General features: G+C 62.9%; 23 protein-coding genes and 1 pseudogene. 13 read left to right on the plus strand and 11 right to left on the minus strand.

The window, feature by feature from the left end:
* Positions 1 to 16 precede the first annotated feature (16 nt).
* On the minus strand, positions 17 to 244 hold the full coding sequence (locus tag CFY91_RS05075) for a DUF2835 domain-containing protein (RefSeq protein WP_093985268.1): 228 nt from the start codon (positions 242 to 244) through the stop codon (positions 17 to 19).
* 119 nt (positions 245 to 363) lie between these two features.
* Between CFY91_RS05075 and CFY91_RS05080 the strand changes: the two genes are divergently transcribed.
* Both CFY91_RS05080 and CFY91_RS05085 read left to right on the plus strand, forming a co-directional pair.
* Positions 364 to 1,248 (plus strand): DUF6685 family protein, encoded by an 885-nt coding sequence (locus CFY91_RS05080; RefSeq protein WP_093985269.1) that lies wholly within the window; start codon positions 364 to 366, stop codon positions 1,246 to 1,248.
* Positions 1,249 to 1,271: 23 nt separating this feature from the next.
* The gene (locus tag CFY91_RS05085; RefSeq protein ID WP_093985270.1) at positions 1,272 to 1,874 is read left to right on the plus strand and encodes a nitroreductase family protein; all 603 of its coding nucleotides are present in this window, start codon (positions 1,272 to 1,274) and stop codon (positions 1,872 to 1,874) included.
* A gap of 10 nt (positions 1,875 to 1,884) precedes the next feature.
* Here CFY91_RS05085 and CFY91_RS05090 read toward each other — a convergent pair whose 3' ends face one another.
* A complete protein-coding gene (locus tag CFY91_RS05090; protein WP_093985271.1) occupies positions 1,885 to 2,649 on the minus strand; it encodes a YoaK family protein in 765 nt (254 codons plus the stop codon).
* A gap of 2 nt (positions 2,650 to 2,651) precedes the next feature.
* A complete protein-coding gene (locus tag CFY91_RS05095) occupies positions 2,652 to 3,098 on the minus strand; it encodes a DUF1289 domain-containing protein (protein ID WP_093985272.1) in 447 nt (148 codons plus the stop codon).
* A 580-nt stretch (positions 3,099 to 3,678) separates the two neighbouring features.
* Between CFY91_RS05095 and acnB the strand changes: the two genes are divergently transcribed.
* Positions 3,679 to 6,288, plus strand: coding sequence for a bifunctional aconitate hydratase 2/2-methylisocitrate dehydratase (acnB, locus tag CFY91_RS05100; RefSeq protein WP_093985273.1), 2,610 nt, complete (start codon positions 3,679 to 3,681; stop codon positions 6,286 to 6,288).
* A 137-nt stretch (positions 6,289 to 6,425) separates the two neighbouring features.
* Here the strand turns inward: acnB and CFY91_RS05105 are convergent, their stop codons facing one another.
* The 3 genes from CFY91_RS05105 to CFY91_RS05115 all read right to left on the minus strand — a co-directional run bounded on the left by CFY91_RS05105 (position 6,426) and on the right by CFY91_RS05115 (position 8,369).
* Positions 6,426 to 7,388, minus strand: a complete 963-nt coding sequence (locus tag CFY91_RS05105) for a L,D-transpeptidase family protein (RefSeq protein WP_093985274.1) — start codon at positions 7,386 to 7,388, stop codon at positions 6,426 to 6,428.
* 93 nt (positions 7,389 to 7,481) lie between these two features.
* Positions 7,482 to 7,751, minus strand: a complete 270-nt coding sequence (locus tag CFY91_RS05110; protein WP_093985275.1) for a hypothetical protein — start codon at positions 7,749 to 7,751, stop codon at positions 7,482 to 7,484.
* Between the two features lie 12 nt (positions 7,752 to 7,763).
* Complete coding sequence (locus CFY91_RS05115; RefSeq protein WP_093985276.1) at positions 7,764 to 8,369, minus strand: arylesterase; 606 nt, start codon at positions 8,367 to 8,369, stop codon at positions 7,764 to 7,766.
* Between the two features lie 10 nt (positions 8,370 to 8,379).
* Between CFY91_RS05115 and CFY91_RS05120 the strand changes: the two genes are divergently transcribed.
* The 4 genes from CFY91_RS05120 to CFY91_RS05135 all read left to right on the plus strand — a co-directional run bounded on the left by CFY91_RS05120 (position 8,380) and on the right by CFY91_RS05135 (position 13,741).
* Positions 8,380 to 9,060 carry an ABC transporter ATP-binding protein gene (locus CFY91_RS05120; RefSeq protein ID WP_093985277.1) on the plus strand — a complete coding sequence of 227 codons (681 nt, stop codon included), beginning with the start codon at positions 8,380 to 8,382 and terminating at the stop codon, positions 9,058 to 9,060.
* On the plus strand, positions 9,060 to 11,561 hold the full coding sequence (locus CFY91_RS05125; protein ID WP_093985278.1) for an ABC transporter permease: 2,502 nt from the start codon (positions 9,060 to 9,062) through the stop codon (positions 11,559 to 11,561). The genes CFY91_RS05120 and CFY91_RS05125 overlap by 1 nt, the downstream gene beginning before the upstream one ends.
* Positions 11,562 to 11,574: 13 nt before the next feature.
* Complete coding sequence (gene greB, locus CFY91_RS05130) at positions 11,575 to 12,072, plus strand: transcription elongation factor GreB (protein WP_093985279.1); 498 nt, start codon at positions 11,575 to 11,577, stop codon at positions 12,070 to 12,072.
* An 85-nt stretch (positions 12,073 to 12,157) separates the two neighbouring features.
* Positions 12,158 to 13,741 (plus strand): ABC-F family ATPase, encoded by a 1,584-nt coding sequence (locus tag CFY91_RS05135; RefSeq protein WP_093985280.1) that lies wholly within the window; start codon positions 12,158 to 12,160, stop codon positions 13,739 to 13,741.
* Here the strand turns inward: CFY91_RS05135 and msrB are convergent.
* Positions 13,738 to 14,133: a peptide-methionine (R)-S-oxide reductase MsrB gene (gene msrB / locus CFY91_RS05140; RefSeq protein ID WP_093985281.1), complete on the minus strand. Its 396-nt coding sequence runs from the start codon at positions 14,131 to 14,133 to the stop codon at positions 13,738 to 13,740. The genes CFY91_RS05135 and msrB overlap by 4 nt on opposite strands.
* Before the next feature lie 179 nt (positions 14,134 to 14,312).
* On the opposite strand from msrB, the gene CFY91_RS05145 reads away from it, so the two are divergent.
* The 3 genes from CFY91_RS05145 (at position 14,313) to htpX (ending at position 16,935) form a co-directional block, all read left to right on the plus strand.
* Positions 14,313 to 15,524 carry a pyridoxal phosphate-dependent aminotransferase gene (locus tag CFY91_RS05145; protein WP_093985282.1) on the plus strand — a complete coding sequence of 404 codons (1,212 nt, stop codon included), beginning with the start codon at positions 14,313 to 14,315 and terminating at the stop codon, positions 15,522 to 15,524.
* Between the two features lie 11 nt (positions 15,525 to 15,535).
* Positions 15,536 to 15,973, plus strand: a complete 438-nt coding sequence (locus tag CFY91_RS05150; protein WP_093985283.1) for a hypothetical protein — start codon at positions 15,536 to 15,538, stop codon at positions 15,971 to 15,973.
* A gap of 89 nt (positions 15,974 to 16,062) precedes the next feature.
* A complete protein-coding gene (gene htpX, locus CFY91_RS05155) occupies positions 16,063 to 16,935 on the plus strand; it encodes a protease HtpX (RefSeq protein WP_093985284.1) in 873 nt (290 codons plus the stop codon).
* A gap of 64 nt (positions 16,936 to 16,999) precedes the next feature.
* Here the strand turns inward: htpX and CFY91_RS05160 are convergent, their stop codons facing one another.
* The gene (locus CFY91_RS05160) at positions 17,000 to 17,656 is read right to left on the minus strand and encodes a thiopurine S-methyltransferase (protein ID WP_093985285.1); all 657 of its coding nucleotides are present in this window, start codon (positions 17,654 to 17,656) and stop codon (positions 17,000 to 17,002) included.
* Between the two features lie 101 nt (positions 17,657 to 17,757).
* Between CFY91_RS05160 and CFY91_RS05165 the strand changes: the two genes are divergently transcribed.
* The 3 genes from CFY91_RS05165 to CFY91_RS05175 are packed head-to-tail and all read left to right on the plus strand — an operon-like array spanning position 17,758 to position 20,170.
* Complete coding sequence (locus CFY91_RS05165) at positions 17,758 to 18,525, plus strand: DODA-type extradiol aromatic ring-opening family dioxygenase (protein WP_093985286.1); 768 nt, start codon at positions 17,758 to 17,760, stop codon at positions 18,523 to 18,525.
* 54 nt (positions 18,526 to 18,579) lie between these two features.
* Positions 18,580 to 19,377, plus strand: coding sequence for a motility protein A (locus CFY91_RS05170; protein WP_093985287.1), 798 nt, complete (start codon positions 18,580 to 18,582; stop codon positions 19,375 to 19,377).
* Positions 19,378 to 19,387: 10 nt separating this feature from the next.
* Positions 19,388 to 20,170, plus strand: coding sequence for an OmpA/MotB family protein (locus CFY91_RS05175; protein WP_093985288.1), 783 nt, complete (start codon positions 19,388 to 19,390; stop codon positions 20,168 to 20,170).
* A gap of 53 nt (positions 20,171 to 20,223) precedes the next feature.
* On the opposite strand, the gene CFY91_RS05180 is transcribed toward CFY91_RS05175, so the two are convergent.
* The 3 genes and pseudogenes from CFY91_RS05180 to CFY91_RS16390 form a co-directional block, all read right to left on the minus strand.
* On the minus strand, positions 20,224 to 20,514 hold the full coding sequence (locus CFY91_RS05180; RefSeq protein ID WP_093985289.1) for a DUF1883 domain-containing protein: 291 nt from the start codon (positions 20,512 to 20,514) through the stop codon (positions 20,224 to 20,226).
* A gap of 66 nt (positions 20,515 to 20,580) precedes the next feature.
* A complete protein-coding gene (locus tag CFY91_RS05185) occupies positions 20,581 to 22,251 on the minus strand; it encodes a DEAD/DEAH box helicase (protein WP_093985290.1) in 1,671 nt (556 codons plus the stop codon).
* A gap of 267 nt (positions 22,252 to 22,518) precedes the next feature.
* Positions 22,519 to 23,028: pseudogene (locus CFY91_RS16390) on the minus strand (methyl-accepting chemotaxis protein); the annotation flags it as partial.
* Positions 23,029 to 24,269 lie beyond the last annotated feature (1,241 nt).

A 24,269-nucleotide genomic window follows, 5' to 3' on the forward strand; every position in this document is an offset into this window, starting at 1 on the left:
AAGCGACGCGCTTGGCTCAGCCTCCCGTCAAACGCGACAGGCGCAGCAACTTGCCGTCACTGGAGAACTCCAGCTCGAAACTGCCATGGATACCGGCATGGGTAAGGTAGGGTTGCAGGCGAGCAGCTGGCAAACTGACCTTGCGCCCGTCGCGACTTCGCAGCAATATCCGGTTCGCACGCCCCTGGTATACCGCCAGGTAGAGGTCGGAACTCACGGCGATATCCAGGATCAGGCTGGGCATGGAGGCATCCTTTATGGTGAACGATTCATTCTTGCATACAACTCGCCATGCGCAGCGCCAGACAGCTCGCGGCAAGTTCTGCCACACTGTACTGACAGCCGGCCACTGATCGTACCCCCATGAGCCTGAGCGAACCGTCCGCACCGCTGAGCAGCCGCCTGGCCACCCTGCTGGGACGCTTGGGCGTGGGTGGGCGCCAGGCACGGCATATCCTGCAACGCGCCAGCCAGCTGCAACTACCTTTCCAAACCCTGCCGAGCCACCCTGACAGCATCAGCTGGCAGGCCGGCCCGCCCTTGCAGCGCCTGGCCGACCTGCCACGCAGCGCCCTGTCAGGCCCCGTGCAAGAAGATAAGGCCGCAGCCCACGCCGCCCTCAGCCGCATCGTCACCCTGCAGCAATACAGCCTGGATGAAGTCGACTTGCGACAAATCGACGGCATCAACGCCGCCGAAAGCGTGTACCTGCAGGCACGCAGCTTCGAGGATTACCTGGCCAGCAAGCCGCAGCGCAACGTACGCATCATCAGCTACAAGGATTTCTTGCGCGCAGTGTGCCTGCCCTTGCCACACTTCCTGCAAGGCGAGCCCATCCAGCTGCTCCGCGCCGACTGGCGTGGCGAACGGCTGTTCTGGGCAGGTGAGCAGCAGCTGGAGGCCTTCATTAGCGCGGTGGCCTACGCGCGCCGGCGTGAACTGCCGGTACTGCTGCCAGCGCGTCTGGCGCATTACCATATCGACGACCTGGCATTGGAACAGCTGCAACTGCATTACCATATGCTGGCCATGCCGGCACAAGCCTGGAGCGACCCTGCCTTCATGGGCTTGCTGCTGGACACCGGCCTGCCTTATGCACGCCTGAGTCTGCGCGATGCCAGCGGCGGCCCGGAAGCCCTGCTCCTGCCTCGCAACCAGCCACTCGCCAATGCCCTCGGAGAAGGCCTGCGCCTGGCAGGGGCAGCCGATGTCGTTGAGCATCTGCACCGTCTTAAACGGTCTATCTGAACCGCGAATTACCGGAGATTTATATGGATACGCTTGATGCCATTCGTAGCCGCCGTGCCGTGCGCGGCTATGACAGCCAGTATGTGCTGAGCGACAGTGATCGCCAGGAACTGCTGGAACTGGCCCTACTCGCTCCCACCGCATTCAATCTGCAACATGTCCGCCTGGTCGATATCCAGGACCCGCAACTGCGCGCACAAATTCGTGCCGTAGCCTGGGATCAGGCCCAGGTCAGCGAAGCCTCGATGCTGGTGGTTATCTGTGCCCGCGTGGACAGCTGGCAATGCAATGCCAGCCGCGTCTGGGAAGGCGCCCCGGAAGACGTTGCACAGTTCATGGTCGGCGCTATCGATGGCTATTACCGCGACAAACCGCAAGTACAGCGCGACGAAGCCCTGCGCAGCTGCGGCCTGGTCGCACAAACGCTGATGCTCGCCGCCCGCGGCAAGGATCTGGACTCAGTGCCTATGGACGGCTTTGACTTCGAGGCTGTCGGTCGCCTGATCAATCTTCCAGAAAATCATCTGATCGGCCTGATGGTGGCGATTGGCAAGCGCAACGTCGAACACAAGCCTCGCGTGGGACGTCTACCGTTCGACGAAGTCGTACGCCGCGACCGCTTCTAAACGCAGCCTGTCAACGGCGGCGCTGGCGACGGCGCTGCCACGAACGCCAGTCATCCGTCATCGCCACGCTGGCCAGCATCACCAGCAACAGCGCCAGTGGTAACGTGGCACTGTAGCCCAGGTGCTTGAAGCCCAGGGCACCCAGCACGCCACCAACGAAGAAGCTCAACGCCAGTGCGCTGTGCAACAGCAGCCGCTGGCGATTGGCCTGCACCCGCCGCCCTGGCGGCAGCTGGGTTCGATTCCAGTAGAACAGTTTGCCCAACTCGATACCGATATCAGTGACGATCCCGGTGATGTGGGTAGTACGAATCTCGGCATGCGAAAGCTTGGTAATCAGCGCATTCTGCAAGCCCATGATGAAGCACAACAGCATCACGGTCAGCGGCACAAACAGCCCTTCGATACTCGAAAGGCGCGCACCCAGCAGACCAAACCCCAGCAACAGCAGTGCCTCCAGCAGCAACGGCAAGGCAAACTCGCTATGTCGCCGGCGCCGCCGCGCGTAATGCACCAGCATCGCCGAACAGATCGCCCCCAACAGGAAGCACAGCAACCCACCCAGTCCAGACAACACCAGCGAATAAGCCCCCAGCACCAGATTGTCAGCCATCGAGGACACGATACCGGTCATATGCGAGGTGTATTGCTGTACTGCCAGAAAGCCTCCGGCGTTGATCGCGCCGGCCACCCCGGCGAGGATCAGCCCCAACTGACGATTGCCACTGCGGGTACGCCGACTACCCAGCAGGCGTCGCAAATAGACGGCCAGCATATTCAGGCCTGCTCCATCAGTGCCGCGTAGCAGGCCAGCGAGGCCTGAAAATATGCCTGCTCTACCTGCTCCAGCAGCTCAGCGAGCGGCATGCCGGCAAAAGCCGGCTGCAAGGCCAAACCATAAGCCTGCAGATTGCGCATCCGCCCGGCGCCACGCCGTAACAACTGATAAGCCCAGCAATACGGCGACTGTTCGGCCACGAAACGAATCTGCCGCGCTTCCAACTGCTCACGCAAGCGCTGGCTGTCGACGATCAGCAACTTGCTCGCCAGCACCTGCACCTGCAACTGCTCCAGGCGCTGCCAAATAGCCAGGCGGCGTTCGTTGGGATAGCCGTTCCAGTCGATGATCTCATGACAAAAACGCTTGCAGCCTCGACACACCAGGTCGCCATACACTGTGGAGCACAGGCCGACACAAGGTGTTTTCACCGCCAGGCTGGACATACCACACACTCCCCGGTTGGCTGTCAAAAAACGCCATCTTAGCCCTTTGTCTAAGCCAACGACCACGCCACAAACACCACACCCCTTACTCAAGCATCGCCATAAACCTGCACGATCAACACCGTTGACTTCCAGATAGCCACGAATAGCCGCTCTGGAATAATCCGCCAGACACCCCCGACCGGCCATCCAGAGCCTGCGCCACGCTTAACTTTGCCGGGCGATTCCAGTAGAATCGTTGCGCCATTGACTGACTGCCGACACACCAGCCGACGCCGGCAACCTCGCTTTGCCAGGCCGGTAGACGCAGCAGCAGACAGGCAAAATTGTCCGCACGAAGCTGTTTTCAAAGCGTCACGAGCACAGTTTTTCGCCAGAGTCCGTTGGCGACGCAGGGTGTCCCTGTCTCGCCAACCCTCATCAACCGCCTGGCGGCGTAAAACTTTGAAAACAGCTTCTTCTGGATGGAACCTGCGCAACCCTGGCCTGAGGGTTCATATCTCCCTGCGGCGCAGGGTGTGCAGGCTTCCTGGATGAGCGTCCCGGACAACCTGTTGGGACCACTGATGAGGGTAAAACTGTGCTTGAAGCCTATCGCAAACACGTAGAAGAGCGCGCCGCGCTGGGGATCGTTCCCCAGCCGCTGAACGCCGAGCAAACCGCAGGCCTGGTCGAGCTGCTGAAGAACCCGCCGGCTGGCGAAGAAGCCTTCCTGGTCGATCTGATCACCAACCGTGTTCCGCCGGGCGTGGACGAAGCGGCCTACGTCAAGGCTGGCTTCCTGTCCGCCGTCGCCAAGGGCGAAGCGACCTCCCCGCTGATCAGCAAGACCCTCGCCGTCGAGCTGCTGGGCACCATGCAGGGCGGCTACAACATCGCCACCCTGGTCGAGCTGCTGGACAGCGCCGAGCTGGCCGAAGTGGCCGCCGCGCAACTCAAGCACACCCTGCTGATGTTCGACGCCTTCCACGACGTTGCCGAGAAAGCCAAGGCCGGCAATGCCAACGCCAAGGCCGTAATGCAGTCCTGGGCTGACGGCGAGTGGTTCACCAACCGCCCGGCCGTGCCGGAAAAAGTCACCCTGACCGTGTTCAAGGTCACCGGTGAAACCAACACCGACGACCTGTCGCCGGCACCCGATGCCTGGTCGCGCCCGGACATCCCGCTGCACGCTCTGGCCATGCTGAAGATGGCCCGCGACGGCATCAACCCGGACGTACCGGGTTCGGTCGGCCCGATCAAGCAGATGGAAGCCCTGAAAGCCAAAGGCTTCCCGGTTGCCTATGTGGGTGACGTGGTGGGTACCGGTTCTTCCCGTAAGTCCGCCACCAACTCGGTGCTGTGGTTCTTCGGCGACGACATCCCCAACGTGCCGAACAAGCGCGCCGGTGGTTTCTGCTTCGGCACCAAGATCGCCCCGATCTTCTACAACACCATGGAAGACGCCGGCGCCCTGCCGATCGAATTCGACTGCACCAACCTGGCCATGGGCGACGTCATCGACGTCTACCCGATCAAGGGCGAAGTGCGCCGCAACGGCAGCGACGAGCTGGTCACCACCTTCCAGCTGAAGACCGACGTCCTGCTCGACGAAGTCCGCGCTGGCGGCCGTATTCCGCTGATCGTTGGCCGTGGTCTGACCGAGAAGGCCCGTGCCGAGCTGGGTCTGGCTCCGTCCACCCTGTTCAAGAAGCCGGAAGCTCCGGCCGACAGCGGCAAAGGCTTCACCCTGGCGCAGAAGATGGTCGGTCGCGCCTGCGGCCTGCCGGAAGGCAAAGGCGTGCGTCCGGGCACCTACTGCGAACCGAAGATGACCACCGTCGGTTCCCAGGACACCACCGGCCCGATGACCCGTGACGAGCTGAAAGACCTGGCTTGCCTGGGCTTCTCCGCCGATCTGGTGATGCAGTCCTTCTGCCACACCGCGGCCTATCCGAAGCCGATCGACGTCACCACCCACCACACCCTGCCGGACTTCATCATGACCCGCGGCGGTGTATCCCTGCGTCCGGGCGACGGCATCATCCACAGCTGGCTGAACCGCATGCTGCTGCCGGATACCGTCGGTACCGGTGGCGACTCGCACACCCGCTTCCCGATGGGCATCTCCTTCCCGGCCGGTTCGGGCCTGGTAGCCTTCGCCGCTGCCACCGGCGTGATGCCGCTGGACATGCCGGAGTCGGTACTGGTGCGCTTCAAGGGCAAACTGCAGCCGGGCATCACCCTGCGTGACCTGGTTCATGCCATCCCTTACTACGCGATCCAGGCTGGCCTGCTGACCGTCGAGAAGAAAGGCAAGAAGAACATCTTCTCCGGCCGCATCCTCGAGATCGAAGGTCTGAACGACCTGACCGTTGAACAGGCCTTCGAGCTGTCCGACGCCTCGGCCGAGCGTTCCGCTGCCGGTTGCACCATCAAGCTGCCGGAAAGCGCCATCGCCGAGTACCTGAAGTCCAACATCACCATGCTGCGCTGGATGATCGGCGAAGGCTACGGCGATGCCCGTACTCTGGAGCGTCGCGCCAAGGCGATGGAAGCCTGGCTGGCCAACCCGCAACTGCTGGAAGCCGACAACGACGCCGAGTACGCCGCCGTGATCGAAATCGATCTGGCCGACGTGAAGGAACCGGTACTCTGCGCACCGAACGATCCGGATGACGCCCGTCTGCTGTCCACCGTTGCCGGTGAGAAGATCGACGAAGTGTTCATCGGTTCGTGCATGACCAACATCGGTCACTTCCGCGCTGCCGGTAAGCTGCTGGACAAGGTCAAGGGTGGCATTCCGACCCGTCTGTGGCTGGCTCCGCCGACCAAGATGGACGCTCACCAACTGACCGAGGAAGGCTACTACGGCATCTACGGCAAGGCTGGCGCGCGCATGGAAATGCCGGGCTGCTCGCTGTGCATGGGTAACCAGGCTCGCGTACAGACCGGTTCGACCGTGGTCTCCACCTCGACCCGCAACTTCCCCAACCGTCTGGGCGACGCCACCAACGTGTACCTGGCTTCTGCCGAACTGGCCGCGGTCGCTTCGATCATCGGCAAGCTGCCGACCGTCGAGGAGTACATGGAGTACGCGAAGAACATCGACAGCATGGCTGCCGACGTTTACCGCTACCTGAGCTTCGACCAGATCGCCGAGTACCGCGACGCCGCGGCCAAAGCGATCATCCCGAGCGTACAGGTCTAAGACTCATCCGTTAGGCAAAAGAAACCCCGCTTCGGCGGGGTTTCTTTTTTCCAGCTACTTGCGGATAAAAAAACACCCCGCGCAGTGAGCACTGGCGGGGTGTGACAGCGGGTTAAACAGCGGGTTAAACAGCGGATTCAGTAAGGCAACTGCACATCGTTGCTGGCAATCGCCTCACGCGGCTCGGCGATTTCCACCGGCAGGCCGTCCTCGGCTGCCACGACCTCACGTACCACTTCCCAATCCATGCGCACATTGGCCGCCAGATCTTCACGCTTGAGCAGCGCATTGATCACCGCAGCATGCTTGTCGACAACCGAGGGCACGCCCTGATCATCCAGCGGCGCATGGGCCTCGAGATACAGCTTGCCGCCACTTACCCCAAACTTGTAGGGCTCATCGATGATGCGCAACTTGGTCCCTACCGGCACCATGTCCGCCAGTTTCAGCACGTTATGGTTGTACATGCGGAAGCAACCATGACTGACCCGCATGCCGATACCGAACTTCTTGTTCGAACCATGAATCAGGTAACCCGGCACACCAAGATTGAACTTGAACGGCCCCAGCGGATTGTTCGGCCCCGGCGGCACATAGCTGGGCAGCGGATCACCGTTGGCCGCATGCTCTTCCAGAATCGACTTGGGCGGTGTCCAGCCGGGATTGGGTACTTTGCCGGTAATGGTGGTGTTGGCCACCGGCGAACCCCAGCCTTCGCGACCGATACCCAGCGGGAAGGTGTGTACTACCTTGCCACCCGGTGGGTAGTAATACAGGCGGTACTCAGCGAGGTTGATGACAACCCCCTCACGCGGCCCCGGCGGCAGGATGTAGCGCGTCGGCAGGATGATCTCGGTTCCCTCGCCCGGCAACCAGGCATCCACCCCGGGATTGGCGGCAACCATCTCCAGGTAGCCGAGGTCATGCACCTTGCCCAGGTCGGCAAAGGTATCTTCGTACTTGGCCTTGATCACCTGGACCTGGCCGACAATGTCTTCACCCGGGGGCGGCAAGGGCAGCTCCAGGGCTGCCAGCGATGTGCTCAGTGCCAGAGCGGAAAGTGGCAAATAGCGGGCGACAGCGCGCAAACGCAGCGACATGGCGGGTGAATCCTCAAGAAAGATTGATGCGGCGAATTGTACACGTGCCTCTACGCCACGCCAGTGGCTATCACATCAGGTAACGCTTCCCGGCTACAGGGGAAGCTCGCCGCGCCTCTGCGCCTGCAGGCGTTGCAGGCAGAGCGGACATAGCCGACGATCACGCAGATCGGCAGCATCCAGCAGACGATAGCTGGGCTGGGCCGGCAACAAACCGCCGCACAAGGTATGGTCGACCTGGCTATCCAGCGCCAGCTGGCGAGCGAGCAAGTGCACACGGACTTCCTGGCAGGCGAACAGATCCAGCTGCTCGCCGGGTAGCAGCAGGTAGTAGGCGTGTAGCGACCAGACCCGACGTGACATGACAACCGTCCGTTACAGCAGCGGCTGCAGCAGCGGCCAGACATTCTCCAGCAGGCGCGGCTGTGCGCTGCTGCGCGGATGAATGCCATCAGCCTGCATCAGCTCGGCCTGACCACCCACGCCTTCCAGCAGGAACGGCAGTACCGGCACGCGGTAACGCTCACCCAGCGCCGGATAGACGGCGGCGAACGCCTGGGTATAACGCGGCCCGTAGTTGGGCGGCAACTGCATACCCAGCAACAGCACCTTGGCACCGGCGGCCTGGCTTTTCTCGACCATCCCGGCAAGATTCTGTTGCAATTGTTCGAGGGACTGACCACGCAGCCCATCGTTGCCTCCCAGCTCGATCAGCACATGACTCGGGCGGTGTTCGGCGAGCAGCGTCGGCAGCCGCGAAGCCCCGCCAGCACTGGTCTCGCCGCTCACCGAGGCATTCACCACGCGGTGCACATAGCCCTGCTCGGCCAGGCGCTTTTCCAGCAAAGCCACCCAACCCTCGGCGGTATCCATGCCAAAAGCGGCGCTGATACTATCGCCAACAACCAGCAGGGTGCCGGCCAGTGCATTTCCCGTGCACAGCAACAGAACCAGGCAACTGCGGATCAACCAGGCACGCATCGGACACCCCATGAGCTCAAGTATTCTCAGTGCGCGGCACCTTAGCAAAGTGGTCGGCAGCGCGGAAGGTGAACTGACCATCCTGCACGACATCGACCTGGACCTGACACGCGGCGAAAGCCTGGCCCTGCTCGGTCGTTCCGGCTCGGGCAAGTCCACCCTGCTGGGCCTGCTGGCCGGGCTGGACAACCCCAGCAGCGGCAGCGTACGACTGGCCGGCCATGAACTGACACACCTCGACGAAGACCAGCGGGCCAAGGTGCGCGCCGAGCACGTCGGCTTCGTTTTCCAGTCTTTCCAGCTGCTCGACAGCCTCAGCGCGCTGGAAAACGTCATGCTGCCCCTGGAGCTGGAAGGCCACGCCAATCCCCGCCAGCAGGCCCGCGCACTGCTTGAGCGAGTCGGCCTGGGCCAGCGCCTGCATCACTATCCTCGGCAACTCTCCGGCGGCGAACAGCAACGTGTAGCCTTGGCCCGGGCCTTTGCCGCCGAGCCGGACATCCTGTTTGCCGACGAACCGACCGGCAATCTCGACGACCACACCGGCGCGCATATCTGCGAGCTGATGTTCGCCCTCAACCGTGAGCACGGCACCACCCTGGTACTGGTCACCCACGACCAGCGCCTGGCCGCACGCTGCCAGCACCAGCTGCACCTGCAGGATGGCCGCCTGTTGCAGGACACTCACTGATGCGTCGCCTGTCACTGTCCAGCCTGCTGCGCCTGGCCTTGCGCCAACTGTGGCGTGAACGCCGGGCTGCCGAGTTGCGTACCCTGCTAATCGCCCTGCTCATCGCCGTAGCGGCCAGCAGTTCGATCGGCTATCTCAGCCAGCGGTTGAATGACGCCATGCTGCTGCGCGCCAGCGAATTTCTTGCCGCCGACCTGGTGCTCGACAGTTCGCTGCCGGCCACTCAGGCACAGCGCGACAGCGCCGTCCGGCTGGGCCTGCGCCAGGCGCAAAGCGTCGAGTTCGCCAGCGTGCTGATCGGCGAGGAGGCCGTACAACTGGCCAGCGTCAAGGCGGTGGACAATCCCTATCCGCTGCGTGGCGAGCTGAAAAGCGCCGCCAGCCCGTTTGCCGAAGAGCAACCTGGCGACGGCCCGCTGCCCGGCGAAGCCTGGGCCGAGCCGCGCCTGTTGCTCGCGCTGGGCCTGGCCGTGGGTGACAGCGTGGAGCTCGGCCAGCATCGCCTGCGTATCAGCCGAGTACTGACCCATGAGCCGGATCGCTCCAGCGACTTCTACAGCCTGACGCCGCGCCTGCTCATGCACCTGGATGATCTGGCCGCCACGCAGATCATCCAGCCGGGTAGTCGGGTACGTTACCGCCTGCTCTGGCAGGGCAATCCTGAACAACTGGCCGCCCTGCGCGACAGTCTGCAGGGCCAGTTACTGCCACAGCAGCGCCTGCTGGATGCGCGCGATGGCAACAGCCAGGTAGGCAAGGCGCTGCAACGCGCCGAGCGCTACCTCAACCTGTCCAGCCTGGCCGCGGTACTTTTGGCCGGAGTCGCTGTGGCCCTGTCCGCCAACCGCTATGCGCGGCGCCGTTTCGACGCCAGCGCCCTGCTCCGTTGTCTGGGCCTGAGCGCACGGGAAACCCTCTACCTATATGGCATGCAGCTGGCAGTACTGGGTCTGCTGGCCAGCCTACTCGGCGCCCTGCTCGGCTGGTTTGGCCATCTGCTGCTGCTGCACCTGCTCGCCGGCCTGCTGCCGGCCGAGCTTCCGGCGGCGGGCGTACACCCCCTGCTGGCCGGGGTTGCCACCGGGCTGGTGGCCCTGGCCGGCTTTGCCCTGCCGCCGCTGGCCGCGCTGGGCCGCGTGCCACCCCTGCGCGTGCTGCGCAGCGACTTGCAACCCCTGGCCATGCGCGCGGTGCTGGTATACGCCTGCGCGCTGCTGGCACTCGGCCTGATCATGTGGCGACTAAGCCTCGATCTGGCGCTCACCCTCAGCCTGCTCGGTGGCGGCCTGTTGGCCTGCCTGCTGCTCGGCGGGCTGTTGCTGCTCGGCTTGCGCAACCTGCGGCGCCTGTTGCACAAGGCCAGCCTGGCCTGGCGCCTGGGGCTGGGCCAACTGCTCCGTCAGCCACTGGCTGCCGCCGGACAAATGCTCGCCTTCGGCCTGATCCTGTTGGTCATGGCCCTGGTTGCCCTGCTACGCGGCGAACTGCTGGACACCTGGCAAGCGCAACTACCCGAACGCACCGCCAACCACTTTGCCCTGAACATCCAACCCGCCGAGCGGCAGGCCTGGGCAAATGCCCTGCAGCAACTCAAGGCCGAATCCAGTCCGCTCTACCCGATGCTGCCGGGGCGCCTGGTAGCCATCAACCAGCAGCCGGTGGCCCATCAGGTCGAGGCAGACAGCCGTGGTGAGCGCGCCACCCGCCGCGATCTCAACCTGACCTGGAGTGCCGAACTGCCCAGTGGCAACCAGATCACCGCGGGCAGCTGGTGGGACGAGGCCGACACCCAGGGCCTGGGCGTATCCCTGGAAGCCGAGCTGGCCAGCAGCCTGGGCATTGCGCTGGGCGACCAACTGACCTTCAACCTGGCCGGCCGCGAGATCACCCGGCAGGTCAGCAGCCTGCGCACGGTCGACTGGGACAGTTTCCAACCCAACTTCTTCGTCATCTTCGACCCGCGCGGCATGCAGCAGCACAGCGCCAGCTACATCACCAGCTTCTACCTGCCCAGTGCGCAGGCTGACCAGTTACTGCCTCTAGCCCGCCAGTTCCCCGGGGTTACCCTGCTGCCCATCGAGGCAATCCTCGATCAGCTACGCAGCATTCTTGCCCAGGTCAGCCTGGCCGTGGAGTTCGTCCTGCTCTTCGTCCTCGCCGCCGGCCTGGCGGTCGTACTGGCCGGACTACAGGCTACCCTCGACGAGCGCACCCGGCAGTCGGCGCTGCTGCGCGCGCTGGGCGCGGAAAGGCGCCTGCTGCTGCAGGCCCGGCGCCGCGAATTCGCCCTGCTCGGCGGACTCAGCGGCCTGCTTGCGGCATTGGGCTGCGAGCTGGTCAGCGCGCTGCTCTACACCCAGGTGCTCGACCTGCACTGGCAGCCGCATCCCTGGCTGTTGCTGCTGCCCTTGCTCGGCGCCGCGCTGATCGCTAGCGTAGGCGTCCTGGCTACCCGTGAAACCCTCAAGGCCACGCCGCTCAGCGTATTGCGCGGCCAATAGCAGTGAACCCCCGATGAGTCGTTACCGCCCACCACGCCCTGCCGGCACCGCCCTGATCACCCCTGAGGGCGAGGCGCGCCTGCGTGCCGAGCTGCATGAGCTGTGGCATGTGCGCCGTCCGCAAGTCACCCAGGCGGTGAGCGAAGCCGCCGCCCAGGGCGACCGCTCGGAAAATGCCGAATACACCTATGGCAAGAAGATGCTGCGGGAAATCGACAGCCGCGTGCGCTTTCTCAGCAAACGCCTGGAAAAGCTCCAGGTAGTCGACAGCCGCCCCAGCGACACCGGCAAGGTGTATTTCGGTGCCTGGGTAACCCTGGAAGACGAAGACGGTGAACAACAGCGCTACCGCATCGTCGGCCCTGACGAGCTGGATCTGCGCCTCAACCTGATCAGCATCGACTCGCCCCTGGCCCGCTCGCTGCTCGGCAAGCCTCTGGATGCCGAAGTGCAGGTACAGGCTCCGGGCGGCCTGCGCACCTGGTATATCGTGGCCATCGACTACCCCTGACACATCCTGCCGTGCCAGGCGCGCGACAAAGCGCTACAATCGCGCCCTTTTTGCGCTCCGCGCCCTTGCCTGCAGGATTTTTGCCTTGATCTCCACCGCCAACATCACCATGCAGTTCGGCGCCAAGCCGCTGTTCGAGAACGTTTCCGTCAAGTTCGGCAACGGCAACCGCTACGGCCTGATCGGTGCCAACGGCTGTGGCAAGTCGACCTTCATGAAGATCCTCGGTGGCGACCTGGAGCCCTCGGCCGGCCAGGTGATGCTGGAACCCAACGTGCGTCTGGGCAAGCTGCGCCAGGATCAGTTTGCCTATGAACAGTTCAGCGTGATCGACACGGTGATCATGGGCCATGAGCAACTGTGGACGGTCAAGGCCGAACGTGACCGCATCTATTCGCTGCCGGAAATGAGCGAAGAAGACGGGATGAAAGTCGGCGAACTGGAAGGCGAGTTCGCCGAAATGGACGGCTATACCGCCGAATCGCGCGCTGGCGAACTGCTCCTCGGCCTGGGTATCCCGCTGGAACAGCACTTCGGCCCGATGAGCGAAGTGGCCCCCGGCTGGAAACTGCGCGTGCTGCTCGCCCAGGCGCTGTTTGCCGACCCCGATGTACTGCTGCTCGACGAGCCGACCAACCACCTGGACATCAACACCATCCGCTGGCTGGAAAACATCCTCACGGCGCGCAACAGCACCATGATCATCATTTCCCACGACCGCCACTTCCTGAACAGCGTGTGCACCCACATGGCCGACCTGGACTACGGCGAGCTGCGCCTGTTCCCCGGCAACTACGACGAGTACATGACCGCCGCCACCCAGGCCCGCGAGCGCCTGCTCTCCGACAACGCCAAGAAGAAGGCGCAGATCGCCGAGCTGCAGACCTTCGTCAGCCGCTTCTCGGCCAACGCCTCAAAGGCCAAGCAGGCCACCAGCCGCGCCAAGCAGATCGACAAGATCCAGCTGGAAGAGGTCAAGCCGTCGAGCCGCGTCAGCCCGTTCATCCGCTTCGACCAGAACAAGAAGCTGCACCGTCAGGCGGTGACCATCGAGAAGCTGTCCAAGGCCTTCGACGACAAAGTGCTGTTCAAGAACTTCAGCTTTACCGTTGAAGCCGGCGAGCGTGTGGCGATCATCGGCCCCAACGGCATCGGCAAGACTACCCTGCTGCGCACCCTGGTCGGCGAACTGCAACCGGATGCCGGCAGCGTGAAGTGGACCGACAGCGCCGAGGTCGGCTACTACGCCCAGGACCACGCCCACGACTTCGAGGCCGACGACAGCCTGTTCGAGTGGATGGGTCAGTGGACCAGTGGCGAACAGAACATCCGTGCCGCACTCGGCCGCATGCTGTTCTCCTCCGACGAGATCCAGAAGTCGGTCAAGGTCCTCTCCGGTGGTGAACAGGGGCGCATGCTGTTCGGCAAGCTGGCCTGTCAGAAGCCCAACGTGCTGGTGATGGACGAACCGACCAACCACCTGGACATGGAATCCATCGAGGCACTCAACCTGGCGCTGGAGAACTACCCGGGCACACTGATCTTCGTCAGCCACGACCGCGAGTTCGTCAGCTCGCTGGCCACGCGCATCATCGAGCTGTCGGAAAACGGCGTGACCGACTTCAGCGGCAGCTATGACGACTACCTGCGCAGCCAGGGCGTGTTCTAATCAGCCGCACGCCATTGCAAGGCCACCGAGTTGATGCAATAGCGCAGCCCGGTGGGCGGCGGGCCGTCATCGAAGACATGTCCCAGGTGGGCATCACAGGCGGCACAGCGCACTTCGGTGCGCAACATGCCATGGCTGGTATCGGTTAGCTCACGCAGCCGCTCTGCCGCCAGCGGCTGCCAGTAGCTCGGCCAGCCGCAACCGGCATCGAACTGGCAAGCGGCATCGAACAGTGGCGTGTGGCAACACACGCAGAGGAACTGCCCGGGCCCCGGGCAACGGTAATAGGCACCACTGAATGGCCGCTCGGTACCGCCTTGGCGGCACACCGCATACTGCTCAGCGCTAAGCACGGCACGCCACTCCGCATCGCTGCGGTTGATCTTGCTCATCTGCATCTCCTCTGCCCGTACATTGCCCGCCAGTACACAGAAAAACCCTGGGCCCGGCCTTTTCCCGACAACGGCCCAGTCGTATCATGCCTGCCCCGCCACTGGCCAGTCCCTGCGGCGCTTGCACATTATCCGGCTGCACTGGCGGCAGCCCCTTTACCTTCGGGAATCTTCAGATCATGCAGGTCAGCAAATCGAACAAACTTGCCAATGTCTGCTACGACATTCGCGGGCCGGTGCTCAAGCACGCCAAGCGTCTGGAGGAAGAAGGTCAGCGCATCCTCAAGCTGAATATTGGCAACCCGGCACCGTTCGGTTTCGAGGCGCCCGAGGAGATTCTCCAGGACGTCATCCGCAATCTGCCAACCGCCCAGGGCTACAGCGATTCCAAAGGGCTGTTCAGCGCGCGCAAGGCGGTGATGCAGTACTACCAGCAGAAACAGGTGGAAGGCGTCGGCATTGAGGACATCTACCTCGGCAACGGCGTGTCCGAACTCATCGTCATGGCCCTGCAGGCCCTGCTCAACAACAACGATGAAGTGCTGATTCCCGCCCCGGACTACCCGTTATGGACCGCCGCCGTGGCCCTGGCCGGCGGCAAGCCGGTGCATTACCTGTGCGACGAACAGGCCGACTGGTTCCCCGATGTCGCCGACATGCGCGCCAAGATCACCAGCAATACCAAGGCGATTGTCCTGATCAACCCGAACAATCCGACGGGCGCGGTGTATTCCCGCGAGCTGCTGCTGGACATCGTCGAACTGGCCCGCCAGCACAACCTGGTGATCTTCTCCGACGAGATCTACGACAAGATTCTCTACGATGAAGCCGTGCACATCAGCACCGCTTCGCTGGCTCCTGACGTGCTCTGCCTGACCTTCAACGGCCTATCCAAGAGCTATCGGGTAGCCGGCTTCCGCTCCGGCTGGATCGCCATTTCCGGTCCCAAGCACAAGGCACAGAGCTACATCGAAGGCCTGGATATCCTCGCCAACATGCGCCTGTGTGCCAACGTGCCGAGCCAGCATGCCATCCAGACCGCACTGGGCGGCTACCAGAGCATCAACGACCTGGTCCTGCCGGGCGGCCGTCTTCTTGAGCAACGCAACCGCGCCTGGGAACTGCTCAACGACATCCCTGGGGTCAGCTGCGTGAAACCCATGGGCGCGCTGTACGCCTTCCCGAAAATCGACCCCAAGGTCTGTCCGATCCACAACGACGAGAAATTCGTCCTTGACCTGCTGCTCTCCGAGAAGCTGTTGATCGTCCAGGGTACGGCCTTCAACTGGCCGTGGCCGGATCACTTCCGCGTGGTCACCCTGCCACGCGTCGATGAACTGGAGCTGGCTATCGGGCGCATCGGCAACTTCCTCAAGACCTACCAGCAATAGGCCTGATCAACGTGGATCTGCATATCGACGACTTCTACAAGGATTGTGCGGGCGGCTTGTTGCAGCTCTACCAGGCTTTTCCGCGCAAGCACACCCTGTACGTCGAAGACCTCATCGGCCATGAGGAGCCGGACGAGTTCGGCCTACCCAGCAAGCGTCACCAGGGGTGTTTCAGCACCCTGCTGTGGCTGGCGGAGGAAGGCTACCTGCGCTACGAATCGACCATTCGCAGCGAAGCCCTGGATCAGGCGGTACTCACCGAAAAGGGCTTCCTGCGCCTGGCCAGCCCGGTTGCCGAAGTACAACTCGACACACAGCTGCCGGCCAGCGTGCAGCGCGTGCAGCGCAGCCTGGCCCAGCAATTACGCCTTGCCCTGCACAGCGGGCACAGCGAACGCCTGGTCGCCCTGGCCAGCCAGCTGTTTGCCCGGCCAAGGGACATAGTTTGAAATAGCTGCCGGCTTGAATAGCCCCAGGCACCGCCCTTATATAGCCCGCACAGGCAGAGTGCCTTTCGTTTTAGGAGTTGTAGCTCATCATGATGCGTATCGTCATTTTCCTCGCCACCAACCTGGCGGTGCTGATCATCGCCAGCATCACCCTCAAACTGCTCGGCGTGGATCGCTTCACGGGGGCCAATTACGGCAGCCTGCTGGTGTTCTGCGCGGTGTTTGGCTTCGCCGGCTCGCTGGTTTCGCTGTTCATCTCCAAGTGGATGGCGAAGATGAGCACCGGCACGCAGATCATTACCCAGCCACGTACCCGCCATGAGCAGTGGCTGCTGCAGACCGTTGAGGAACTGTCCCGCGAAGCCGGTATCAAGATGCCGGAAGTGGGTATCTTCCCCGCCTACGAGTCGAATGCCTTCGCCACCGGCTGGAACAAGAACGACGCCCTGGTCGCGGTCAGCCAGGGCCTGCTGGAGCGTTTCTCGCCCGACGAAGTACGCGCCGTGCTGGCCCACGAGATCGGCCATGTGGCCAATGGCGACATGGTCACCCTGGCGTTGATCCAGGGCGTGGTGAACACCTTCGTGATGTTCTTCGCGCGCATCTTCGGCACCTTCGTCGACAAGGTGATCCTCAAGAACGAGGAAGGTCATGGCATCGGCTACTTCGTTGCGACCATCTTCGCCGAGCTGGTACTAGGCATCCTGGCCAGCATCATCGTCATGTGGTTCTCGCGCCGCCGCGAATTCAAGGCCGACGAAGCCGGTGCCCAACTGGCCGGAACCGGCGCCATGATCGCTGCCCTGCAGCGCCTGCGCGCCGAACAGGGCGTGCCAGTGGAAATGCCCAGCAGCATGGCAGCCTTTGGCATCAATGGCGGCCTGAAAAACGGCCTGGCCGGCCTGTTCATGACCCACCCGCCGCTCGAAGAGCGCATCGAAGCCCTGCGTCAGCGCGGCTAAACAGCGCCCTCGCACAGTCCGTCAGCCCCACCTCGCGTGGGGCTGATGCGTTATGGCGGGTCGCTTAACCACGCTGCAAGCGATAGATGCTCTCGTGCAGGCTGCTCAGGCCGCGCTGCAGAAAGCGCCAGTTCTCGTTGAGCACGTCGTGACGCGCCAGCAGTTCGATCTGCCAGTAAGGCGACAGACGCGCATCAATCTCAGCCTGCGACACCGAGAAAGGCGGGCCCGACATTTCCTCCTGGGCATACTCGAGACTCACCAGCAACCCCCGGCAGTTGCCGGGCAGGATGGCCGCCAGGTGCTCGACATAACGTGCCCGCATAGTCTCGGGCAGGGCGATCAGCGCCGCACGGTCATACAGCGCCGTACAGCCCGCCACATGCTCTGCCTGCACGTTAAAGAAGTCCCCGCAGTAGATTTCCACCCCGGCCGCACGATACAGGCGCAAGACACCCTGTTGCTCGACTTCAGGCTGCAGGCCCTGTTCGGCAAAGAAATCCTCCACCGCACGTTCGGCCAGCTCGACCCCCAGCACCCGCAGGCCCTGCCCGGCCAGCCAGGCCATATCCAGGCTCTTGCCGCACAGTGGCACCAGCACCTGGCTGCCCGGTGCGATGGAAAGACTCGGCCAGTGCTGCTGCAGATAGGGATTGACCTCCTGCAGATGGAAACCGATTTGCCCTTGCGCCCAGCGCGCCTGCCAGAATGCCTCTTCCACGCCACACTCCTGAAAATTCGATAGAAACGCCCAGGATTTTACGCTGGAACGCACAGCGCCGAGCCAGCAACATGCTTGTATTACCATTCGCGGAACCTGCCATGTTGCCCAGCCTGTTCATTTCCCACGGTTCGCCCATGCTCGCCCTGCACCCCGGCGCCAGCGGCCAGGCACTGCAAAGGCTGGCCCAGCAGTTGCCACGCCCGCAGGCGGTGCTGGTGGTTTCGGCGCACTGGGAAAGCAGCCGCCTGCTGCTTGGCAGTGCCGCTCAGCCGGCGACCTGGCATGACTTCCACGGCTTTCCGCCGGCACTTTATGCGCTCGACTACCCGGCCCCCGGAGCGCCGCAGCTGGCCCTGGTCATCCAGCAACACCTGCTGGATGCTGGACTACCCTGCGCGCTGGATGCTCAGCGACCACGCGATCACGGCGTCTGGGTACCCCTGCGCCTGCTCTATCCGCTGGCCGATATCCCGGTCCTGCAACTGTCGCTGCCCAGCGCAGGTGGTCCGGCCCTGCAGTGGCAGATCGGCCAGGCCCTGGCCGGGCTGCGCACACATGGTATCTTGCTGATTGGCTCAGGCAGCATCACCCACAACCTGCAGGAACTGGACTGGCAGGATGCCGAAGCGACCGTGGCGCCCTGGGCTGAACAGTTTCGCGACTGGATGGTGCAGCGACTGGAGGACTACGACCGGCCAGCACTGCTCGATTATCGCCAGCAAGCGCCTCATGCTGTGCGCAACCATCCCAGCGAAGAACACCTGCTGCCGCTGTTTTTTGCCTGTGCGGCCGGACAACGTTTCAGCAGTTGCCACCGCGGATTCAGCCACGCCGCACTGGGCATGGATATCTACCGCTTTGACTGACAGCCCAGCAGCGCTTGAGTAGACTGGCTGCGGACTTCCTCGCCATGGACCGACATGAATCCTTCAACCCTGATCGGCATTGTTTCCGGTATCGCTCTGCTCGCCAGCGTCCTGCTGTTTTCCGCAGAAGACCCCTGGCTGTTTCTCGACTATCCCAGCCTGGGCATCGTGCTGTTCGGCACCATGGCAGCTACCTTCATCAGCTATCCGCTGCGTGAGGTGCTGCGCATTTTCAGCCTGATCGGCACCGTACTGCGCAACGAACGGCTGTACGCGCAAAAAGACATCGAGGAACTGGTCGCCATCTCCCGCCTCTGGCTGTCAGGCAACCTCAACGCAGTGGAAAAGCAACTGGAGCAGGTCGCCAACCCATTCCTCAAAACCGGCCTGCAGCTGGTGGTCGACCTGACCCCCGAGGAGGATATTCTCGATTTGCTGCAATGGCGCATTTCCCGCTTGCGCGCCAAGGAGCACGCCGAAGCCCAACTGTTCCGGGTAATGGCCAGCTATGCCCCGGCCTTCGGCATGCTCGGCACCCTGGTTGGCCTGGTCAACCTGATGTTCCTGCTCGGCGATGGCGACATGACGGCTATCGGTCGGCAAATGGCCATCGCCCTGATGACCACGTTCTACGGCGTACTGTTGGCCAACCTGGTATTCAAGCCCGTCGCCGTGAAGCTGGAACGACGCACCGAACAGCGCGTGGTGCTGATGAACATGGTCATGCAGGGCATCGCCATGATGAGCAACAAACGCAGCCCGGCGCTGATCCGCGAAACCCTGAATTCCTTCATGGCCCACTACCACGACGAGATTAATGACGGTCGTCGGGTTAGCCACAAAAAAGCCTGAGGGCCTGGTCATGAGCGAATCCGCTGCCACACCGCCACGCTCCCCCGCAGAGCTGGAACGTCGCCTGGAGCTACTGGACCTGCACCTGCGCCGTGAGCGCAATGCACATAGCAGCACCCAGCACAAACTCAAGCGCCAGCGCATCGAGGAGCAGCACTTCGAACAGCAGGAAGAAGAAGGCTGGCTGACGGTCTATCTGGATATGCTCACCCTGCTGCTGGTGATGCTGGTGATCATGCTGGCCTTCGCCGGCAAACAGGCACTGCGCGAGGCCGACTCCGCCCCCTCACCTGCCGCGCCACTGGTCCAGCAGTCGCCAGCCATGCTCGAGGACATACCGCCGGCCAAGGACAACGACCTGCTGCAAGGGCTGGATACCCGTGGACTAGGCAAGGATGTGGAAATCATCGTCAACGCCGAAAGCGTCAGCCTGCGAGTCAGTAGCGAGATACTCTTTGCCCCGGGACAAGCCGATCTCAGCGTGGAAGGCCTCGCCGTGCTGCAACCATTGCTTGGCATGTTGCGCCACAGCCCGCATCGCATCAGCGTGGCGGGGCATACCGACAGCATACCGATCCACAACCTGCGTTATCCGTCCAACTGGGAACTCTCTGCCGCGCGAGCTGGCAGCGTGGTGCGCTACCTGCAGGCCAATGGCATTGCCAGTAGCCGCTTGCAAGCCATCGGCATGGCCGACACCCAACCCCTGGCGGACAACCAGCAGGCTGCAGGCCGCGCACAGAACAGGCGAGTCGAGCTGATTCTCGAGAAACCGCTCGAATCGGCAGACTGAGCAGCGCCCTGCGCAGCGAATCCAGCCATGCTCAACGTGCAACGGGCAGGCGGTCAGCCACCGCGCCGCACAATGCGAATGCTGTATTCCAGCTTGGGCTTGCGCGTCACGCTGATCGCCCGGCGCGTCACGGTATCCAGGGTGATATTCCAGAACCCCGTGCTGGGTACCGGGATGCGTGCCGGGAATCGCTCGAAGGCCCCGCCGATGTAGTTGTGCCGGGCGCCGTTCTTGAAGCTGCGAAAATTCGCGTCATTCATCAGGCGGATATTGCACGGCTGCGATGACTGGATGACCAACAGATCGCCTTCGTTGAGTTGTTCGCGTTGGTGGATGAATTTCATGATGACCTCTGCAGATAGCACAAGCCCCGCATCAGCGGGGCTTGCCTGGCGTCAAATCGACGTCTCTCAGTCTTCGCGATAACGGCGCAGCTTGAGGGCCTTGCCCGCCACACGGGTATCCTTGAGCTTGCCCAGCAGACGATCCAGGCCGTCTTCCGGCAGCTCGACCAGGCTGAAGGTCTCGCGGATCTGGATACGTCCGATCGCCTCGCGCTGCAAACCACCCTCATTGAGGATCGCTCCCAGCAGGTTCTTCGCGGCGATACCGTCACGCGTACCCAGCGCGGTGCGGCAACGTGCCTTGCCTTCGCTGACCGGCAGCGGCGCACGACGCTCGCGCGGCGCAGCACTGTCGAAAGGCTCGCGCTCACGACGCTCGCGCTGCGGGCCGGCATTCGGCACCAGCGGCTGCTCACGCTCGATTTCCGCCAGGCTCAGCGACTGGCCATTGGTCACCTTGCGCAGCAGCGCAGCGCCGAGGGCACGCGGACTGCACTGCAGATCGCCCAGCAGGCGGTCGAACAGTTCGCCGTGGCTGCCTTCGGCATCGCTGACCAGCGGCGCCAGGCCATTGGTCAGTTTGCGGATACGCGCATCCAGCACCTGCTGCGGGGTCGGCAGCTTGACCTCACCGACTTTCTGTCCGGTTACCCGCTCGATGACCTGCAGCATGCGCCGCTCACGAGGCGTCACCAGCAGCAGGGCACGACCTTCGCGGCCTGCCCGGCCGGTACGGCCGATACGATGCACGTAGGACTCCGGGTCATAAGGCATATCGACGTTGAGTACATGAGTAATGCGCGGTACGTCGATACCACGGGCCGCCACGTCAGTGGCAACCACGATGTCCAGACGACCATCTTTGAGCGATTCGATGACCCGCTCACGCTGGTTCTGGGCGATATCGCCATTCAGGGCCGCCGCCTTGTAGCCTTTGGCTTCCAGGGCGCTGGCCAGGTCGAGCGTAGCCTGCTTGGTACGCACGAACGCAATCAGTGCGTCGAAATCCTCGACTTCCAGCAAACGGCAAACCGCCGCTACTTTCTGGTCGGCATGCACCATCAGGTGCGCCTGCTCGATACGCGCTACGGTCTGGGTCTTGGCGGCGATCTTGATATGCTGCGGCTCGCGCAGGTGCTTCTCGGCAATGGCGCGGATCGAATGCGGCAGCGTGGCGGAGAACAGCACACTCTGACGGCTTTCCGGCATGGCCTGGAAGATCACTTCCAGGTCATCCATAAAGCCCAGCTTGAGCATTTCATCGGCTTCGTCGAGCACCATCATACGGATGGTCGAGAGCAGCTGGTCGTTGCGGCCGAGGTGGTCGACCAGGCGGCCCGGCGTGGCCACGATGACCTGTGCGCCCATACGCAGGGCTTTGAGTTGCGGCCCCATGGGCGCCCCACCGTACACCGCCACCACGCTTACACCCGGCAATTGCTTGGCATAGGTTTCAAAAGCGGTAGCCACTTGCAGGGCCAGTTCGCGGGTTGGCGCGAGGATGACGGCCTGCGGCTCGCGGCGCGCCGGATCGATCTTCGAAAGAATCGGCAGGGCAAACGCCGCGGTTTTGCCGGTACCGGTCTGTGCCTGGCCGATCATGTCGTGACCGCCAAGGATTACCGGAATGGCCTGGGCCTGGATGGGGGAAGGTTCTTCGTAGCCTACGGCAGTGACTGCCGCCAGTACGGAGGGATGAATGCCGAGCGCGGCGAAGCCGCCGATTTCCTGGGTCATGGGTCTGCCTCATGTGCATCCGCAATGACCCATGAGCAAGCTGCATCAGCCGTGTAAGACCCGAAGGTCACCCAGGCAGCTTGGTCTGCGAGTAATTGCGAGAACGCGTAATGGATTGGATGAAACGTCAAGGATAGCCCGCATTGCGGAGCTGCAGTCGAAGCCTGGCCTCGAGGTGATGCACTACCTGAACGACGGCCCCGCTGCGGAGCCGGCGCGCATCATAGCCGAATACTGAGAACCTGGCCAGCATTTTGCAAGGACGCATCAACTACGCCCACCACTCACCTTGAACGCCGCCACCTGTTCACGCAATTGCCCGGCGCTGGACTGTACTCCCTCGCTGCTGTGTTGCAGCAGGCCGAGCACCTCGGCCATGTGCTGCGTACCCTGCTGCATGGCACTGATGCCCTGGCCATACTCGAGACTGCGCTGGTTGAGCCGGCCGATAACTAGGAACATGCGTTCCACGGCTGCCTGCAGCTGCTGATTTTCCGCGCTACCTTGCTCGGCCAGGCGCAGGCTGGTATCGACATTGCCAACGCCCCCTTCCATGAACGCGACGGCATCACGCGTCTGCCCCTGCAAGCTGTCGACCAGTCGTCGGATATCTTCTGCAGCGCTGGCCGTGCGTTGGGCCAGGCTACGCACTTCGCCTGCCACCACGGCAAAGCCCCGTCCATGCTCACCGGCTCGCGCCGCCTCGATGGCGGCATTGAGCGCCAGCAGATTGGTTTGCGTGGTGATATCACTGATCAGCGCGACGATCTGGCCAATCTCGCCCATGCGACTATCCAAAGCCTGGACGCTCTGTGCGGATCGCTCCACCACGTCGCGAATGCCGCGAGTACCCTGGCGCACAATATCCAGGCGCTGGCGGGCACTACTCATCAGCGTATCCATCGCCTGCTTGAGCTCTTCGGCGGTCATCGCTGCCTGCTGAATTTCGCCCAGTTGCTCCTCGACCAACATCAGCATGCTGTGCACGGCCTCATCGACCACCTGCCCGCTGCTGGCTGCCTGACTACTGCGTAGGCACATGTCCTGGCTGGTGCCTGCCACGCGTCGTGACACACCGATGACCTGCCCCACTATGCCATCGAGATTATCGATGAAGCTGTTGATCCAGCGCCCCATGTCACCGGCTTCGTCAGCGCTGAGGCGCTGACGGTCAAGGCGCTGGGTCAGGTTACCGCCGCCTTCGGCGATGGTGCGCAGCAATTCGGTACTGGCCTGCAACTGCCCAGCCAGTCGCCTGGGTCCTCGCCAGGCGAAGACCGCGGCACCGGCAACCAGCAACAGTGCGTTGCACAGGTACAACCCGTGCGGCGGCAATCCGGAAAAGTGTTGCAGCAGGGTGCTCAGACAGAACAGGCTCAGCACCGTACCCAGGTAGGTTTTCATCAGCCGATAGCTGATTGATCGGCGCTGATAAACCTCCTGCAGATCCGCTTCGCACATCATGCCCCAGCGATCCGGGCTACCCGGCAGTTGCAGGGTTACCCCACAACCGACCACTGGCACATGACGATAATCGGCATAGCCTGGATAGCCGACATATAGGTTTTGGCCATGGCGAATGGTTTCACGCACGCCAGGATGCAGCTGTCCACTGGCCGGATCAGTAAAGCGCAGCTCCAGCTCGGTATGCTCACGCACCCTTACCTGTCCAAACGGCGTGCGTACGCCCTGCTTCAGATTATCTCCATGACTGAAGGTACTGTCCTCGAAACGCGAACGTGACAGAGCGGTGCCGGGGGCCAGTCCAGGCGCGAAGCGCGACTCGACCATGAACAGGTAGTTGTCGCCCGACTCCGGATAAATGTGCCCAGCCTCCCGCTGAATGAGATCACCCAGCACGTCGTTGGGCACCCGTCCGCAGAGGCAACCGAGCACGCGACCGGCGTGCTGCAGCGGCATGTAGAACATCAGCGTAACGGCATCATGAAAGCGCGAGCTGCGCGGACCGATACTCAAGGTCAGTGCATCACGATAAGGGCCATGCAGGAACGCATCTC

Origin of the sequence: Pseudomonas fluvialis, from assembly GCF_002234375.1 — a bacterium.
Classification (GTDB): domain Bacteria; phylum Pseudomonadota; class Gammaproteobacteria; order Pseudomonadales; family Pseudomonadaceae; genus Aquipseudomonas; species Aquipseudomonas fluvialis.

What these genes read in the sequence shown, in the direction of transcription:
- CFY91_RS05075 (WP_093985268.1), bottom strand. Translation starts at nt 244, where the DNA reads ATGCCCAGCCTGATCCTGGATATCGCCGTGAGTTCCGACCTCTACCTG.
- CFY91_RS05080 (WP_093985269.1), top strand. Translation starts at nt 364, where the DNA reads ATGAGCCTGAGCGAACCGTCCGCACCGCTGAGCAGCCGCCTGGCCACC.
- CFY91_RS05085 (WP_093985270.1), top strand. Translation starts at nt 1,272, where the DNA reads ATGGATACGCTTGATGCCATTCGTAGCCGCCGTGCCGTGCGCGGCTAT.
- CFY91_RS05090 (WP_093985271.1), bottom strand. Translation starts at nt 2,649, where the DNA reads ATGCTGGCCGTCTATTTGCGACGCCTGCTGGGTAGTCGGCGTACCCGC.
- CFY91_RS05095 (WP_093985272.1), bottom strand. Translation starts at nt 3,098, where the DNA reads ATGTCCAGCCTGGCGGTGAAAACACCTTGTGTCGGCCTGTGCTCCACA.
- CFY91_RS05105 (WP_093985274.1), bottom strand. Translation starts at nt 7,388, where the DNA reads ATGTCGCTGCGTTTGCGCGCTGTCGCCCGCTATTTGCCACTTTCCGCT.
- CFY91_RS05110 (WP_093985275.1), bottom strand. Translation starts at nt 7,751, where the DNA reads ATGTCACGTCGGGTCTGGTCGCTACACGCCTACTACCTGCTGCTACCC.
- CFY91_RS05115 (WP_093985276.1), bottom strand. Translation starts at nt 8,369, where the DNA reads ATGCGTGCCTGGTTGATCCGCAGTTGCCTGGTTCTGTTGCTGTGCACG.
- CFY91_RS05120 (WP_093985277.1), top strand. Translation starts at nt 8,380, where the DNA reads ATGAGCTCAAGTATTCTCAGTGCGCGGCACCTTAGCAAAGTGGTCGGC.
- CFY91_RS05125 (WP_093985278.1), top strand. Translation starts at nt 9,060, where the DNA reads ATGCGTCGCCTGTCACTGTCCAGCCTGCTGCGCCTGGCCTTGCGCCAA.
- greB (WP_093985279.1), top strand. Translation starts at nt 11,575, where the DNA reads ATGAGTCGTTACCGCCCACCACGCCCTGCCGGCACCGCCCTGATCACC.
- msrB (WP_093985281.1), bottom strand. Translation starts at nt 14,133, where the DNA reads ATGAGCAAGATCAACCGCAGCGATGCGGAGTGGCGTGCCGTGCTTAGC.
- CFY91_RS05145 (WP_093985282.1), top strand. Translation starts at nt 14,313, where the DNA reads ATGCAGGTCAGCAAATCGAACAAACTTGCCAATGTCTGCTACGACATT.
- htpX (WP_093985284.1), top strand. Translation starts at nt 16,063, where the DNA reads ATGATGCGTATCGTCATTTTCCTCGCCACCAACCTGGCGGTGCTGATC.
- CFY91_RS05165 (WP_093985286.1), top strand. Translation starts at nt 17,758, where the DNA reads ATGTTGCCCAGCCTGTTCATTTCCCACGGTTCGCCCATGCTCGCCCTG.
- CFY91_RS05170 (WP_093985287.1), top strand. Translation starts at nt 18,580, where the DNA reads ATGAATCCTTCAACCCTGATCGGCATTGTTTCCGGTATCGCTCTGCTC.
- CFY91_RS05175 (WP_093985288.1), top strand. Translation starts at nt 19,388, where the DNA reads ATGAGCGAATCCGCTGCCACACCGCCACGCTCCCCCGCAGAGCTGGAA.
- CFY91_RS05180 (WP_093985289.1), bottom strand. Translation starts at nt 20,514, where the DNA reads ATGAAATTCATCCACCAACGCGAACAACTCAACGAAGGCGATCTGTTG.
- CFY91_RS05185 (WP_093985290.1), bottom strand. Translation starts at nt 22,251, where the DNA reads ATGACCCAGGAAATCGGCGGCTTCGCCGCGCTCGGCATTCATCCCTCC.